The following is a 14883-nucleotide window of genomic DNA, read 5'->3' as shown; positions in this document are numbered from 1 at the left end:
TTTGGTGGTCGAGCCTTTAGCGTCTGGGCGAAGACAGAATGTATAGGTGAAAATGGCTGATACACCTACACACACCAACGGAGTATTAGCGATGGTATGTATATAAGGATATGTTCGGAACTGGAGAAGCCCTCCTTCTTCCTGTGAGAAATCACTTGAGAACTGAAGGTTCTATAATCGAGACCCGAGAAATGAACTGGAAAAGAAGAGGGTGGCGGATGGGTTTGTAGTAGCTAAAATTGTGAAGACAACAAAACTTCATATAGCGAAGAGACCCTACTATTAATAAATTCTCCGACACTAGAGGAGGTAAGGGTGAAATGATAAAAGCATCCATCAATTTACAAGACTTGAGAAGGAGAATATATCTTAAAGTGAATGTGAAATAACTACTGAAAATGGATTAGCTAATTACATAGTTAAAGTTGAAAGTAGTTTAACCTAATAAGGTTTTAAGATGAAGTTAATAGGAAAGCCGTATGCGGGAGAACCGCACGTACGGTTTGAGGTGGCGGGGACTGGGAATTTAGTTAATGCACCAGACGTTGGCCCTACATCCGACATACTTAATTTAGTTTTAAAAAAGGTATTTCAATAGTACTTATAGAAATTATTAAAATTGAAGAAAGATGACTTTTGTTTGTTATAAAAAGGAGGGAATTTTAATGTTTTGTTTATTACCAAAAGAGATAAAGAATGAGTTACAAGAAAAGTATGATAAACTAATACCTAAATTAGCTAATGTTAATAGCAGAAGAAATTATTTAGCTAGTAGAGCGTTTAATTACATAGGAGGAAAATCTGAAGATGTAAGTAGGAAAATAATAAGTAATTTTACTGAAGAAAATGATGTAGTGTATGATCCTTGTTTTGGTAGTGGAACTTTTATAATTTCTGCTGCTTTAGAAGGCAGAAAAGCTATAGGAGTAGAGTTGGATAATTATACTTATAATATGGTGAAAAATTTGTTAAGAGTTCATAATAAAGATGTTATTTCTAAGTTATATGATAGAATTGATGTTTGCCATTTTGATTCTGTAATGAATTTATATGAAACTAGATGTTGTGGGCATCAAAATTATATTTTTAGGTTTTACTTTGACCCTGAAACAGAGAATTATTATAGCCCTGAGTTACATCGCGATTTGGGGGAAAATGCTGAAAATATTAAATTAGTAAATAAGTGTCCTGTATGTGATAGTAAATATAAAAAATATTCTAAAGTAGATGCCATAAAATTAGATCATATTGAGTGTATGCCAGTTGATAAGTTCCCTTCACATAAATTAATTCCAAATTCACGAATAAATATAACACCAAGTAGTGGAAATGATAAATATGATTCAACTTTTCAACGAAGATCCAAAATAGCGTTATTGAGAATTCAGAGAGCTATAGATGAGTTGCCTGATTGTAAAGAAAAAGAATTTTTACAGTTTGCCCTTGTTTCTGCATTAACTTTAAGTAGAACGGCTCAATATGGTTCTAGTTCTTATTATTTATATAGAGTGGTAAAAAGAAAAGCTCAAGAATCAAATGTATGGATTGAATTTAATAAGAAATTTGAATATATGCTTAGATATCAAGGAGATTATTTAGCTGATATTCAGCAAAATGATTTGAATAATTTAACAAGTCGAGATTTAATTAAGATTATTAATGATGATTGCAAAGAAATTACATTAGAAAAGTTAGGTATAGATAAACAAGTAGATTTAATATATACCGATCCTCCATATACAGAGCAAGTTCCTTATTTAGAAAGACATCAACTTTATAGAGATTGGTTAAGAGAATTTTATTCAGATTCTTATAAGTTGTCAGAAGATATGTTAGAAAAAGAAATTGTAATGACGGATTCTCCTATCAGAAAAAATAAAAATGGGAAAGAACAATATTTCAAAGATATTCGTAAAATGTTTAGTAGCTGTTACGATTTATTAAAAGATTATGGTATAATGGTTATGCATATTAATTTAGCAAAAAAAGATTGGCTAGAGATATATAATAGATTTAGAAATCAAGCAAGGGCAGAGGGCTTTGAACCCATTTTTAGATATGATATAAAAAATAATGATCCAACTTTGCGAAAACAATCTTCTAGTGCTAATACTAGTTCTTTTGAAATAATATTATTTTTAGTTAAACTAACTGATAAGGAAAGATTTTGGTATAGTGAGGATATTAATTTGGATAGAATATTATACTTTATAATAAAAGATTTTTTACATGATGATGAAAATCTAACTAAAAATAGGCAAGATGTAATATCTGAATGTGTGCAATTTTTTAAAGTCGCAAGATTTAATTGAAGAATCATTTGAAAGAGAGAAAATAATAAATATAATTAATAAATATTTTATTCTAGATAAGGGAAAAGTATATGTTAATGATAAAATTATACTATTTGAAGATTATACTCAAGAAACAGTTCTTAGAAGAATAATTGATATGACACCAGTAGTTATTAAAAAATTATTTTCTAAAAAGAAAATTCACCTTAGATGAATTATTAATAAATTTAAGTTATAGATTAGATGATGGTAACAAACAAGCTATTAATGAGATAATTAATAATAGAGGAATGATTTTTAATATTATAAATAGTTTATGTATAAAAAAAGAAGAAGCTTATTATCCTATGATTTTTAGTGATGAAATTCAAGATGGGAGTATTGATATAGCTACTTTAGAAGGAGAAGTATTTGAAGATGAAGTTGTGAAACTTTTAAGAGAAGAAGGATATAATAATGTTTTTAAATCATCTCGTACAGGAGATAGAGGAGTAGATATATATGCTAAAAAAGAAGGTAAAAGTTATATTTTCCAAGTTAAAAGATGGGTTAATAAAGTAGATGGTTCTGTTATTCAGAGACTTCATAGTATGAAAGAAAATAATAATGATGATTATGCTGAATGTATTACTACTTCAGAGTATACTCAACCAGCTATTTTAGAAGCTGAAGAATGTAATGTTAATTTGATAGATGGAGAAAAAATAATTGAAAGATTTAATAAAGCTTTTCCAGGAAAATATTATCATAGTTTATTAAATACAAGAGATAATTAAGGGGGATTTATGTTGGAATTATGTAATAAGATTGATAGTAATATACATGAAACACAAGAATTTTCTGTTTTGCAATATCTAGGACATAAAAGAAAATTAATTCCTTTTATAAAAGAGAATGTATATAATTATTTAGGGGAGGGCGATGGTTTTCTTGATCTATTTGCTGGAACTTCTATAGTAGGATATAATTTTAAAAAAACTAATTTAGTTTATTCTAATGATGCGGCTCCTTTTGCTTATGAAACTGCAAAAGCACTAATAAAAAATAACTTAATAATAAATTATGATGAGATTAAACAAAAGTTAGATAAATATTATGAAAAAAACAGAGAAAATTTGTCTAATATTTTTAATAAATATTTAATGAAAGAAAAGAAATTATTAAACTCAGTTGATATTAATAGTTTGATTGATTTTTATAATAATTCTCCAAATTATCCTTTAAATAATGAAAAATTTGATAAGGAAATTGATCTTTTAGAATATAAAAAAAATAATAAAAAAGAACCATATATTCTTTTTAGTTCTTATTATAGCAGTAACTATTTTGGATTTCATCAATCTATAGATATAGATTCTTTAAAATATGCAATAGAGTATGGTACTTTTAGTGAAATAGAAAAAGGTATTCTTCATACTTCTTTATTTTATGCTATGAATGAATGTAGTTTTAGTCGGGATGGTCATTTTGCACAAGTAATTAATTTTAATAGAAGTAAAAAAAGGCTATTAAAAACTAGAAAAAATCTATTTATAAATTTTTTATAAGAAAATTAAAAGAATTTAATCAGCAAAATTTTATAACAAATAAATATATGTATAATAAAGATCAACAATATATATATAATTTAGATTATAAAGATGTATTACAACTGAATGAAATAAAAGATAATGTGAATTTAGTGTATGCTGACCCACCTTATACTACAAATAAGTATTCTAGATATTATCATTTATTAAATACTTTAGTGCTTTATGATTATCCTGAAATCTCTAAAAATAGAAATGGAGAATATACTAAAGGTTTATATAGGTCCAGAAGAATGAAATCAAATTTTTGTAGTAAGGTTAAAGCAATTAATGAAATAGAAAATTTATTTAATTTATGTAAAGAAAATAAAAAGGTCTTGATTCTAAGTTATGCATATCCATCAAATCCTGAGAAGCAAAATACTAGTAGATATTCTGCTTCTGTAGATGATATTATAAAATCTGGTAGAAAGATTTTTGGGAAAGATAATTTTAAAATTAATATTAAATCTTATGAACATTCAAATCAAAGAAAAAGTTCAAATAAGAGTGTAAATGAGTTTTTATTAATTGGAAAGTATTAGGGGGAGTTTTATTTATGCAATATTTAAAGCAAATAGATGATTTAGTACAAGAATTAAAAGATGAAATAGGAGAAAGTAATGATCCAATTTATAATTCCCATATATATTGGGCTCAAAAACCATTTAATATAACTTCTAAAATAATAAAAAAGTTAACTGAAACTAGTGAAATTGTTTTTGATCCTTTTATGGGTTCAGGTGTTAGTGTTATAGAATCGTTAAGATTAAAAGAACCTCGTAAAGTTATAGGAAATGATATTAATGAATTTCCTGATTTTTTTGTTAAGTCTTTGCTTAACTCTTATGATTTAAAAAAGATAAGAAAAATGTTCACAAAGTTTATGGATGATATAAAAGAAGATTTACAAAAAGTATATTATACAAAGTGTGAAAATTGTAATAAGACTAAAGTAGCAGATAGATTTGAATTTGATTTCAATAATAATAATAAAATATTATTGAAAGTTAAGTATAAATGTAGAGACTGTTATGGTGGCAATAGAAAGCCTAGTAAAATTCCAGATGAACTAGATAAAGAATTATTTAATGGTCAATACAAAATTAAAGAAAGATTTTTTGAAGATTTAGAACTTATAGAGAATTCTCGCATATCAGTTTCAGAAGGAAAAAGAATTTCTGAACTATTTACCAACAGAGCTATTTATGTAATTAATAGTATTTTAGAAAAGATAAATAATTATAAAAATGAAGATTTTAAATTATTTTTACGATTTATTGTTGCTTCTATGTTACATTTAGCTAAGATTACTGATTTAAGGTCTAATTCCCAATGGTTATTATGGCATCCAGAAAAAAAATGTTTAGAAAAAAATATATTAAATTTATTTGAAAAACGAGGAAGATTAGTGTTTAAAGCTTTAAATAAAGTTTGTGAGGAAAACTTAAATAAGATAAATAAAGTTAATAATTTTAAAGAGTTAGAAAAAAATAAAAAAGCTTATATGTTAATGTCTGAGCCAGCTCAAAAAATAAATAGTAATAGTATACCTTCAAAAACAATAGATTTAATCATTACTGATCCACCATATGTAGACCAAATTCCTTATTCAGAATATATGCAGTTATATAAAGCTTTTCTTGATACAAAATTTAATTTTTCTGATGAAATTATTATTTCAGATTCTAATCAAAGAACCAATAAAAATGAAAAGAGTTATTTTAAATTAATGAAACAAGTTTTTGTAAATATGAATAGAGTATTACGTAATGATAAATTTTTATGTATGTATTTTCATGATAGCAATCTTAGATATTGGAGCAAGTTAATAAAAATAGCAAAAAAAAGTGGATTTGAATACATTAATCAAGTTCATATTTATAAAAATAAAAAAACAATGAAGAATATAACTAATCCGAAAAAAAGTTTACAAGGAGATTCAATCATATTTTTTATTAAAAAGTTTGATTTACAAGATCGATTATTTGATATGGAAAGTAAGATAAAAGAAGAAAGCGAAAAAATCATTAAGCAAAACGAAGGAGTAACAACAGCTCAACTTTATGATAATGGCTTATTAAAATTATTAATTGATAACGATTCATTGGAATTACTTGTGGATAATAAAATAGATTTAGTTGAAATATTTGAAAAGTATTTTTTATTTAAAAATGGGAAATGGCATATTAAAAATGGTTAAATAACTATATGGTCAAATATGTACAATGTTTTCAATAACGGCGTACGTCGGATAAACCAGCTAATAAAAGTCAAGAAGAATTTAAAAAATATTTCTATAGCTAAAAATAGGCATACCAAAATAAGCTTACTTTTCAGCAAACTTTAAAAATTAAGCAAAGTATCCATTTTTTAACCTAATAGTTATTGCTTTATTTCAAAAAACTCATTATTCTTCCAAACCCCATAAATAGTTCTTAAAAGCTTATTGGCAGTAGCGATAATAGCGACTTTATATGGTTTTCCTTGGTCACGTTTTTGGGTATAATAGTCATATAGGAGTTGATTATTAGGTTTTCCTTTAACTTTTCTAACTGAAGCAGTAGTTGCTTGATAAAGTGACTTGCGAAGATAAGTAGATCCTCGCTTTGAAATTTTGTTATTGGTCGCTTTAAATCTACCTGACTGGTAGACGCTGGGGTCTAGACCAACATAAGCAACTAGTTGCTTAGTTGTAGGAAACCTGTGAATATCACCAATCTCTCCTATAATACTGGCTGCTGTTAGCTTTCTTACTCCTGGTATGGATAGGAGTAAAGGAAAAGCAGAAGAGAGCTTAGCGTACTTTGTCATTTGAGTTTTTAAATCTTTTAAAATATCTCTTTGGGTCAAAAGTAATTGTATATAATGCTTGAGAACCCGCACATTAGAGTTTTGAGCAATTTTGTAGGATAAGCTCTCTTTAGCAGCAGTCATCAACTCTTCAACCTTATTATCTATCCATTTTTGATTATGGTTACCCAAATCGACTCAGAGTGATCCCTAGACAGTAGGGGATAGTTCTTATTAAAGAAAAAATTATTTATTTTTAATCAATTAAATCTTGACAGGAATAATCAGGTATGGTATTATTATAAAAAATCAAATAAATTACCTTATCAAGAGAGGTGGAGGGACTGGCCCGATGAAACCCAGCAACCGGTAGTTAAACTACAAAGGTGCTAATTCCAGCAATACTAACTGTATTGGAAGATGAGAAAGAAATTGTTAATCTAATCTCTTCTAAAACAGAAGGGGTTTTTTTATTTATTAGCTATGAGTCTTGTGCAAATGGTTTTTATTACGGAAGGTCTTGATCTTTGGCACATGACACATAGCACACAGCTAAAACAAAATATATTAAGGAGGAGTTAAAATGAGTAGTAGAGAAAAAGAGTATTCCTTTGACACAATTGCATTACATGGAGGTTATGATCCTAAGGAGGATGGAAATGGAGCTAGGGCAGTTCCAATTTACCAGACAACATCCTATTTATTTAATGATGCAGACCATGCAGCTAGATTATTTGCTTTAGAAGAAGCAGGTGATATCTATACCCGTATAGGCAATCCAACCCATGCAGTCTTTGAAAAGAGAATAGCGACATTAGAGGGTGGAGAAGCAGCTTTGGCGACATCTTCTGGAATGGCAGCTATCAATTTGGCAGCACTTACTTTAGCAGAAGAGAAGAAGGAGATTGTCTGTTCTAAGTATGTATATGGAGGTACATACCACCTATTTGCCGAAACCTTACCTAAGTATGGGATAAAAACTAAATTTGTTGACCCACATAACTTTGAAGAATGGGAGAAGGCTATTAATGATAATACAGCCTTCTTATACTTAGAATCACCAGGAAATCCTACTTTAGATATCGTTGATATCCAAAAGGTAGCAAATATTGCTCACAAATATGATTTGAAGTTGGTAGTAGATAATACTTTCTGTACACCTTATCTATCTCAACCTATTAAATTTGGTGCCGATATCGTTATCCATTCGGCTACTAAGTATATAGGGGGGCATGGAAGTTCTATAGGTGGTGTTATCGTTGGCCCGGAAGACTTTATCCTAAAGGGTAGAGTAGAGGGTTATCGTGATACTGGTCCTGCAGCTAGTCCTTTTAATACATGGATCTTTATCCAAGGTTTAGAAACTTTATCTTTAAGGATGGAGAAACACTCTGATAATGCCCTAGAGGTTGCTAAATGGCTAGAGGCACATCCACAAGTGGAGTGGGTTAGATACCCTGGTCTAGAGTCCCACCCTCATCACGAGCTTGCTAAGAAGCAACAAAAGAAGTTTGGTGGAATGTTATGTTTTGGTATTAAGGGAGGCTTTGATGCCGGTAAGCAATTGATCAATAATGTAGAGTTATGTTCTCTATTGGCCAATGTAGGTGATACTAGGACATTAATCATTCACCCTTCATCAACTACCCATGAGCAGTTGAGCGAAGAAGAACAAACAACAGCAGGCATAACAGAAAACCTAATCAGATTGTCTATAGGTATTGAGAATGTCGAGGACATAATAGGTGATCTAGAACAAGCCTTTAATAAGATAGAAGGGTAAATAATCAATTAATCTAAATCTACTAAAGGAACGACATATGTCGTTCCTTTTTTTATTGTGTACTGGGTTAAATAATATAGTTATTACTATTGAGTTTTACTCTAACCCAAATATCCTAGACGCCTTCGTCATTTATTGATATAATCAAAGTTGGATATAATAGTTAAGGAGGTGTTTGTTATTAAAGTAAGGGTAAAAGGGCCAACGATTACAGGCTTTATAATTGCAATTATAACTTTTATCATATATTCACTAGTAACTTTAATTGGTGATTTAGAGTGGACTTTGATTGGCTTTAGTAATATTCTCTTCACAGAGTTTCTATTTTTATTATTATCAGCCTCTGTCTTATCAGTTAGAAAGAGGGCGGGGTTTAAATTTCAAAGAGAAAAATCAAGAAAAGAAGAAGAAAAGAACCCGTTAGAACTTCTAATTGCAGGAGCACCCTTACTTATATTAAGCATTATTATTACTATGTTTTAATTTAGTGCTAGTTGTTAAACTATTAAAAACTTATGGTTATTTAATTTGTGTATTATTCTAATTTGTGTTATAATCACTTAGAGCTTTGAATAGTCAATAACCCGTATAAAAATAGATTAAAAATATAAAAGAGAGGAGGGGTAAAGTGGCAAAGAAGTCCAAAGTAGTTAAAGCAAACAATAATCCTAAGTTCTCTTCAAGAGAAGAGAGAAGATGTAGAAAATGTGGACGACCTCACGGGGTTATCCGTAAATTCGAACTATGCAGAATCTGCTTTAGAGAGTTGGCCCACGAAGGCAAACTACCTGGAGTTAAGAAAGCAAGTTGGTAATAGATTAATTTTAAATGATTTAAATTAAAATTTAAAAATACAATCACGAATTAGAACTGATAGACACTATAAAAAGCCAAGACCTAAATTGATTTAGGTCTTGGCTTTTTATCTTTAGATCTTTAGCACATAGCACATAATAGTACACAGCTCACCTAAGGCTTTATCCTTTTTAGATCATCTATGCTAATCCCTCCACTTATAAATAAGAAAGCAAAGTAGAAGAGAGAACTTAAGCTTGTTGAAATAACCAAACTTATTAGATTACTTGAGAAGATATGAAAAGAAATTTGATAGCTTTGTGGTAAAATTAAAATTACTAATAAGCCTGCTAGTATAGGTTTAATAAAAATATGAGTAATAGGTAGAGCTAATTTAACCTCTTTATTTATAGAAAGATAATTTAATATAGCAATTACAGTATAACGGATCCCGATAGCTAAAGAAATAACTATAAAGGCTAAATAAGCTGGTAGGTAAACTACCGAATAGATTATACCCAATTCAATAATTAAACCTATTACTGAATTTCTAACTACTGAATTTGGCTTTCCTAAACCTTGGAGTATAGCAGCGAAAATCTGTGATATATATAAGAATATAGCTAAGATAGATAAAGTGCGCAATATGGTTCCTGCTTCTGGGTAGTTAAAGAAGAGATCACAAATCTCTCTAGGCAATAAGAATAATATTAATGAACTCAAAAATCCTAAATAAAAAGTTAAACGAAGAGCTTCTTGACTATGTTTTTTGATTGCTCTTTTGTTATTAACTGCTAAAGATTCAGAAATTGCTGGAACTAAGTTGGAGTTTAAAGCTATTGTGATTATAGTGGGGAGGTAGATTAATTGTAATACCATCCCGGAAAGTTGACCATATAAAGAGGTAGCCTCTGATACTGTATAACCGACTCTCTGTAAAATTGATGGAATTGTAATAGCTTCTAAGGTGTACATTAAAGAAGCTACTAATTTTCCTATAGTAATTGGTATCCCAAACTTAAAGAGCTTCTTTATTAAACTAAAAGTAGATTCTGTTTTATCTTTAGAATCACCGCTTCCGAAGGAAGAAAAGTAATAAACAAATATTAAAATCAGGGCCAACAGCCCAAACCCCTCACCAACACTTACACCAATAGATACCCCTAATATTTGATCTCTTAAAGTAGAACTCATTAACTTATATACCAAAGCCAAAGTTACTCCCATTCTAACCAGTTGTTCAATCACCTGAGAAAAAGCTATTGGTGTCATTACCCTCAAACCTTGAAAGAACCCCCTTAAGACAGAAGATAAACTAACAAAGAGTAGAGCAGGGGCAATAGTTAGTAATATAAGGTGAGTCCTTTCATCTTTAAGTAAGTTAAGTGCAATAAATTCTGCTTTGATCAAAAATATACTTATACTTACTAAAGAACTTATAAAAACAATGACAAGAGAGATCTTTAATATCTTTAAAGCGTTTTTCTTTCTTTGCTGAGATACTTCGGATGAAACAAATTTAGCTACGGCTACTGGAAGACCCATAGTAGTCAAGATTGAGAAGGTAATAAAGATAGGAAAGACCATCTGAAAGAGGCCAAGACCCTCATCTCCAATTATCCTAACTAATATAAGTCTTAACGCAAAGCCCAATATCCTATTAAAGAATCCTGCAATCATTAATATAAATGCACCCTTAATAATAGATTGGTTTTTTATATTTAATCACCCCTTTACTGATTAGAATTTTATACTTCGAATTGATACTTTAGACATCAGCAACTAAGCCAATTTGAAGATCATTAAGGGAAACTGATACCTAAGACTAAAAATAAACTTTTATATATAATATATAGTCTTTTAAGAACAAAATTATAATTTATTTTTTCTTTTCTTCTTGAAATTAATTACTTAACTTCTCTCTGTTGTAACAAAATTAGTAGTCGATAAATATATTATTATATGTAAGATTAGGAGGGGAGGGAAATGACTGAAAGAGAGATTAGACATTTGATTAGAGTTGCTAAGAATCTAAAGTTCAAAAGAGATAAGAATCAAATAACAGCCTTCGAAGAGGCTGAACTTAAGGAAATATACAAGCTGTTAATAGTTAAAAATAAAAAAGAGACGGAGCCTTAGCCTCCGTCTCTTTTGAAAATTATTTTTTGGGTTTGAAGGTTACGCATTGAGTTTGGTGTGAATTTGATGAGTTAGCAGGGCTTTCAAAACTTCCTGCTTCCATATCTTGACTATATTGACCCGTACTAACTTGGATCTCATTAGCTACACATAGATTGCCAGTTCCCCAGTAAGTGCAGTTTTGGACATTGCAGGCTATTTTAGCACACTTTACTTCTGCCATCCTTTCACCTCCTGACCCTACATTTATATTGTTATCATCTTTTATTTTTTTATACTTTTTATAAAGATTAATAATATATATAAGGATAGGGAAGGTTAAATTATAAATAAAATCTTTAATTGGAGGTAAAAATGAAAGCAGAAAAAGATAAAGATTTCAAATTGATAAAAGATATAGTCGATATATCTAATGATATAATTCATATAGAGTATAAAGATGAAATGATAGTAAATAAGGGAAAAGAGCTATTTGAAGAAATGATAAGGTTGGCCCGGAGTGCTAAGGATGAAGTAGAGGGTAAGGAGAAAGATTCTTTAGACGAAGAGATACAAGTCTTAAATGGCTACCTAAAAAGAGTAGAGGAGGCTATAAGAGAATATGACTCATTAGATTATCACGCCAAAGATGAAGTAGTAGGCATTATAGAAGATATAGCCACCTATAATCTAAGACAGTATGAAGAAAGGTTAAGCCAGACTTTTAATCAAGTATAGTAGATGAAGAGTTGACTTTAAAGGTCAGGAATTTGTTCAATTGCACTCTTTCTCTCTTCTTTGTCAGTATGAGTATAGATCTGAGTTGTAGATATATCACTATGACCCAGTAACTCTTGTAAAATTCTTAGATCTTTAGTCTCTCTATAAAGAACAGAGGCAAAGGTGTGTCGTAACTTATGAGGTGTTATCTTGTTATAGTTTTTTATCCCAGCTAATTTAGCATATTTTTTCACCATTTTTTGAACAGTCCTTACACTAATGCGATTGCCTCGATTAGATAAGAATAGGGCTTGTTTGGAATCTTTATTATTTAATTTTATTTTGGATCTATAGGGGAGGTAATCTTTAATAGCTGCTATGGCTTCATTATGCAAAGGTATATAACGCTCTTTATTTCCCTTTCCATAAAACTTAATTGATTTATCATCATAGTTAATATCAGTCAAATTAAGGTTTGTTAATTCCGAAATTCGTAGACCACAATACAAAAACAATTTAATAATTGCTAAATCTCGTTTTTTATTTCTTGAATTATACTCTTTGATAGCCATAAGATACTTTTTAATATCAGCTTCTTTCAAATAAATAGGTTCAGCAACAAATTTATTTTTTGTAGCTTCAATGTCATTAGTAGGGTTTTTATTTATTAACCTCCTTTTTTTAAGAAATTTAAAAAAGGAACGTAAACTATATAATTTACGATTTCTAGCAGCAGGGCTGTTGTCTTCAATTAATATAATATCACTTAAAAATTCACTAATTTGAAATTCGCTGATATCTTGTACTTTTAAATCATTTATATCACAACCAAACTCTTTCTTGAGATATCTACCAAAAATAACTAAGTCATGTTCATAGTGTTTGACAGTAGATTTAGCATAACCTCGTTCTGCAACTAAATACTTCATAAAGCTTTTAATCGCTTTTTTATAACTTATGTCGGTCATAATAATCGCTCCTTTTTAAATTACTTCGTTAAATATATGTTTAATGAAGTAATTTAAGTATTTGTTTAAATTACTAACCCTTATTCGATTTTTTAGATTTTATAATAAGCTCAATAACAAATCTAACCCCCTATAGATAAGTTGTAGTTTAAGGATTGAAGGGTTTAGTTATTACTATAAATAGTTTTTGATAACCAAGACAGGAATTAGAGATGCAACGTTTTCTCGCCCCCCCTTATATCTTTCATTCACTTTACATTCAATAATAAAAATCAACAAAGATCTATAGACTTTAGTTCGCTAAAGTCTATAGTCTCAAAATGGAAAATCTAAGATCATTCCGTGTCGTAGTCCACTCCATCGATCCGTATAGCTTTGAAACCTGTATCCATATCTAGACATTCCATACAATTATCACATCTCTTCTTTTTATCTAAATCACAGATTAGACATTCTCCACATTCACGACACCCTTTATCTTCCAAAACACATTCTTCCATAAATCCTACCTCCTGATAAATTAACTGATTATTTAAAACTCTGTTTTTGTAAATGATATTTTCTCCATTTAAGTTTAACATATTCATAAGAAAAGATCTAATTATTAATTAATAATTAGATCTTTTCTTATGAATTATTGATTACAAGTAACAAACTTCCTTTATCCACTTTAATTTTAGCTAGATTAGATTGAACAATGTTACTCATTCCCAAAGTACTACTTCTATAGATCTCTCCATCTTCCAAATCATATTTGAAACCTGATAAAGATACCCCTTTGCTCTTTTGGGCCAAAGATAATAAAGAAATAGTCTTTCCTGCACACTCTTTTAAAACAAACTCACTCTTTATAACCTCTAAGGTCTGCTTAGGAGATATAACCTTAATTGCTGTATATTCGTTATAAAACTTCTCTAACAAGAGTATATTAGCTAATGAGTGATCTAAACGACCACCCAAAGCAGCAAAGATAATAATCTCATTATATTTATCTTTCTTTAAAATATAATCGATAAGTAGTTCAGTATCTGTTTTATCTTTCTCTTTAGGAAATTTACTAAAAGAGACACCCGCTCTGTTATAATGATCTATAATTTCTGGGCTCAGAGAATCTAAATCACCTAATATTAACTCAGGGATTAAATTTAGACGATAAGTATACTTTGCCCCTCCATCAGCACAATAAATAGAGTCATCATCAGATATAACATCTTTATAAAATTTATCCTCTCCAATCAAATCACCATTAATGAAAATGACTGCTCTACTCATTATCTACAGCCTTGACCCCTTCCACAACAAAGAAATCTTCTGAAAGACCTTTAAGCAAAAATAATGTTACAAGAATAGAGATTATAATTTCAGGGATCATATAAGTAGAATTGTAAGATATAGAGTACATCCAAGGATTACTTCCCTCGGGTGCATATGCGCCAAAAAACACAACTCCTGATAAAATGTGAGCTATAAACCTTAATCCCCCACCTAATAAGACCGCCAGAACTACAAAAAATTTGTTTTTAATTTTTGTATTAAATAATCCCGCTAATCCCAATACAGCAAAAGCTACAGGATAGTCTAATATACCTTGAAGTAAATGATAAACATTATTTCCTTTCAATAAGATCTGCATAACACCATAAGTAAAACCTAAGAATATGCCATCTTTCCATCCCCATCTAAGGGCCAACAAGAAGATAGGTACCATTTCCAAAGATACCGAACCACCTTGAGGCATCTGATAAACCCTTAAGTAACTTAAGATAACAGCCAAAGCTAATGCGATACCAAGTTCACTAATTTTTTTAATATTTGTTTTCATTTTATTCCCCCTTCAGTAATTA

17 protein-coding genes and 1 riboswitch are annotated in these 14883 nt (G+C 29.5%); of the genes, 10 read left to right on the top strand and 7 right to left on the bottom strand.

Annotated features, from left to right (window positions below; translation table 11 throughout):
- Positions 1 to 665: 665 nt before the first annotated feature.
- From HALSAC_RS0111985 to HALSAC_RS0111960, 5 genes are all read left to right on the top strand, one after another.
- Complete coding sequence (locus HALSAC_RS0111985; RefSeq protein WP_027340453.1) at positions 666 to 2312, top strand: DNA methyltransferase; 1647 nt, start codon at positions 666 to 668, stop codon at positions 2310 to 2312.
- A gap of 272 nt (positions 2313 to 2584) precedes the next feature.
- Positions 2585 to 3070: a restriction endonuclease gene (locus tag HALSAC_RS0111975; RefSeq protein ID WP_027340451.1), complete on the top strand. Its 486-nt coding sequence runs from the start codon at positions 2585 to 2587 to the stop codon at positions 3068 to 3070.
- Positions 3071 to 3082: 12 nt separating this feature from the next.
- Complete coding sequence (locus tag HALSAC_RS0111970; protein WP_169730100.1) at positions 3083 to 3841, top strand: DNA adenine methylase; 759 nt, start codon at positions 3083 to 3085, stop codon at positions 3839 to 3841.
- A gap of 47 nt (positions 3842 to 3888) precedes the next feature.
- Entirely contained in the window at positions 3889 to 4407 is a 519-nt protein-coding gene (locus HALSAC_RS0111965; protein ID WP_027340449.1) for a DNA adenine methylase, read from the top strand.
- Positions 4408 to 4421: 14 nt separating this feature from the next.
- On the top strand, positions 4422 to 6065 hold the full coding sequence (locus tag HALSAC_RS0111960) for a DNA methyltransferase (protein ID WP_027340448.1): 1644 nt from the start codon (positions 4422 to 4424) through the stop codon (positions 6063 to 6065).
- Positions 6066 to 6247: 182 nt separating this feature from the next.
- On the opposite strand, the gene HALSAC_RS15890 is transcribed toward HALSAC_RS0111960, so the two are convergent.
- The gene (locus HALSAC_RS15890) at positions 6248 to 6847 is read right to left on the bottom strand and encodes an IS110 family RNA-guided transposase (RefSeq protein WP_156924191.1); all 600 of its coding nucleotides are present in this window, start codon (positions 6845 to 6847) and stop codon (positions 6248 to 6250) included.
- A gap of 128 nt (positions 6848 to 6975) precedes the next feature.
- Positions 6976 to 7082: riboswitch (SAM riboswitch) on the top strand.
- Positions 7083 to 7238: 156 nt separating this feature from the next.
- Between HALSAC_RS15890 and HALSAC_RS0111950 the strand changes: the two genes are divergently transcribed.
- The 3 genes from HALSAC_RS0111950 (at position 7239) to HALSAC_RS0111940 (ending at position 9252) form a co-directional block, all read left to right on the top strand.
- Complete coding sequence (locus tag HALSAC_RS0111950) at positions 7239 to 8438, top strand: O-acetylhomoserine aminocarboxypropyltransferase/cysteine synthase family protein (protein WP_027340447.1); 1200 nt, start codon at positions 7239 to 7241, stop codon at positions 8436 to 8438.
- 171 nt (positions 8439 to 8609) lie between these two features.
- Positions 8610 to 8921, top strand: coding sequence for a hypothetical protein (locus HALSAC_RS0111945; protein WP_156924190.1), 312 nt, complete (start codon positions 8610 to 8612; stop codon positions 8919 to 8921).
- A 145-nt stretch (positions 8922 to 9066) separates the two neighbouring features.
- On the top strand, positions 9067 to 9252 hold the full coding sequence (locus HALSAC_RS0111940; protein ID WP_027340445.1) for a type Z 30S ribosomal protein S14: 186 nt from the start codon (positions 9067 to 9069) through the stop codon (positions 9250 to 9252).
- Positions 9253 to 9407: 155 nt separating this feature from the next.
- Here HALSAC_RS0111940 and spoVB read toward each other — a convergent pair whose 3' ends face one another.
- Entirely contained in the window at positions 9408 to 10934 is a 1527-nt protein-coding gene (spoVB, locus tag HALSAC_RS0111935) for a stage V sporulation protein B (protein ID WP_281172366.1), read from the bottom strand.
- A 285-nt stretch (positions 10935 to 11219) separates the two neighbouring features.
- On the opposite strand from spoVB, the gene HALSAC_RS17300 reads away from it, so the two are divergent.
- Positions 11220 to 11372, top strand: coding sequence for a hypothetical protein (locus HALSAC_RS17300; protein ID WP_169730099.1), 153 nt, complete (start codon positions 11220 to 11222; stop codon positions 11370 to 11372).
- Positions 11373 to 11391: 19 nt separating this feature from the next.
- On the opposite strand, the gene HALSAC_RS0111925 is transcribed toward HALSAC_RS17300, so the two are convergent.
- Positions 11392 to 11595, bottom strand: coding sequence for a DUF1540 domain-containing protein (locus HALSAC_RS0111925; RefSeq protein ID WP_027340443.1), 204 nt, complete (start codon positions 11593 to 11595; stop codon positions 11392 to 11394).
- A 131-nt stretch (positions 11596 to 11726) separates the two neighbouring features.
- Between HALSAC_RS0111925 and HALSAC_RS0111920 the strand changes: the two genes are divergently transcribed.
- Complete coding sequence (locus HALSAC_RS0111920; RefSeq protein ID WP_027340442.1) at positions 11727 to 12089, top strand: hypothetical protein; 363 nt, start codon at positions 11727 to 11729, stop codon at positions 12087 to 12089.
- 17 nt (positions 12090 to 12106) lie between these two features.
- Here HALSAC_RS0111920 and HALSAC_RS0111915 read toward each other — a convergent pair whose 3' ends face one another.
- The 4 genes from HALSAC_RS0111915 to thiT all read right to left on the bottom strand — a co-directional run bounded on the left by HALSAC_RS0111915 (position 12107) and on the right by thiT (position 14861).
- Positions 12107 to 13000, bottom strand: a complete 894-nt coding sequence (locus HALSAC_RS0111915) for a tyrosine-type recombinase/integrase (protein WP_245579473.1) — start codon at positions 12998 to 13000, stop codon at positions 12107 to 12109.
- Positions 13001 to 13374: 374 nt separating this feature from the next.
- On the bottom strand, positions 13375 to 13539 hold the full coding sequence (locus HALSAC_RS17295) for a hypothetical protein (RefSeq protein WP_169730098.1): 165 nt from the start codon (positions 13537 to 13539) through the stop codon (positions 13375 to 13377).
- Between the two features lie 127 nt (positions 13540 to 13666).
- Complete coding sequence (locus HALSAC_RS0111905) at positions 13667 to 14311, bottom strand: thiamine diphosphokinase (RefSeq protein WP_027340440.1); 645 nt, start codon at positions 14309 to 14311, stop codon at positions 13667 to 13669.
- A complete protein-coding gene (gene thiT, locus HALSAC_RS15885) occupies positions 14304 to 14861 on the bottom strand; it encodes an energy-coupled thiamine transporter ThiT (protein WP_051412210.1) in 558 nt (185 codons plus the stop codon). The genes HALSAC_RS0111905 and thiT overlap by 8 nt, the downstream gene beginning before the upstream one ends.
- Positions 14862 to 14883: the final 22 nt, after the last annotated feature.

It is taken from the genome of Halonatronum saccharophilum DSM 13868 (assembly GCF_000517025.1).
Lineage (GTDB): Bacteria > Bacillota > Halanaerobiia > Halobacteroidales > Halobacteroidaceae > Halonatronum > Halonatronum saccharophilum.
This window is presented reverse-complemented; position numbering and strand designations above follow the sequence as displayed.

Coding starts and splice junctions, on each gene's coding strand:
- HALSAC_RS0111960 (WP_027340448.1), top strand. CDS start 4,422: ATGCAATATTTAAAGCAAATAGATGATTTAGTACAAGAATTAAAAGAT.
- HALSAC_RS0111915 (WP_245579473.1), bottom strand. CDS start 13,000: ATGAAGTATTTAGTTGCAGAACGAGGTTATGCTAAATCTACTGTCAAA.
- HALSAC_RS0111905 (WP_027340440.1), bottom strand. CDS start 14,311: ATGAGTAGAGCAGTCATTTTCATTAATGGTGATTTGATTGGAGAGGAT.
- HALSAC_RS17300 (WP_169730099.1), top strand. CDS start 11,220: ATGACTGAAAGAGAGATTAGACATTTGATTAGAGTTGCTAAGAATCTA.
- HALSAC_RS17295 (WP_169730098.1), bottom strand. CDS start 13,539: ATGGAAGAATGTGTTTTGGAAGATAAAGGGTGTCGTGAATGTGGAGAA.
- HALSAC_RS0111975 (WP_027340451.1), top strand. CDS start 2,585: ATGATTTTTAATATTATAAATAGTTTATGTATAAAAAAAGAAGAAGCT.
- HALSAC_RS0111925 (WP_027340443.1), bottom strand. CDS start 11,595: ATGGCAGAAGTAAAGTGTGCTAAAATAGCCTGCAATGTCCAAAACTGC.
- HALSAC_RS0111920 (WP_027340442.1), top strand. CDS start 11,727: ATGAAAGCAGAAAAAGATAAAGATTTCAAATTGATAAAAGATATAGTC.
- thiT (WP_051412210.1), bottom strand. CDS start 14,861: ATGAAAACAAATATTAAAAAAATTAGTGAACTTGGTATCGCATTAGCT.
- HALSAC_RS0111950 (WP_027340447.1), top strand. CDS start 7,239: ATGAGTAGTAGAGAAAAAGAGTATTCCTTTGACACAATTGCATTACAT.
- HALSAC_RS0111985 (WP_027340453.1), top strand. CDS start 666: ATGTTTTGTTTATTACCAAAAGAGATAAAGAATGAGTTACAAGAAAAG.
- HALSAC_RS0111965 (WP_027340449.1), top strand. CDS start 3,889: ATGTATAATAAAGATCAACAATATATATATAATTTAGATTATAAAGAT.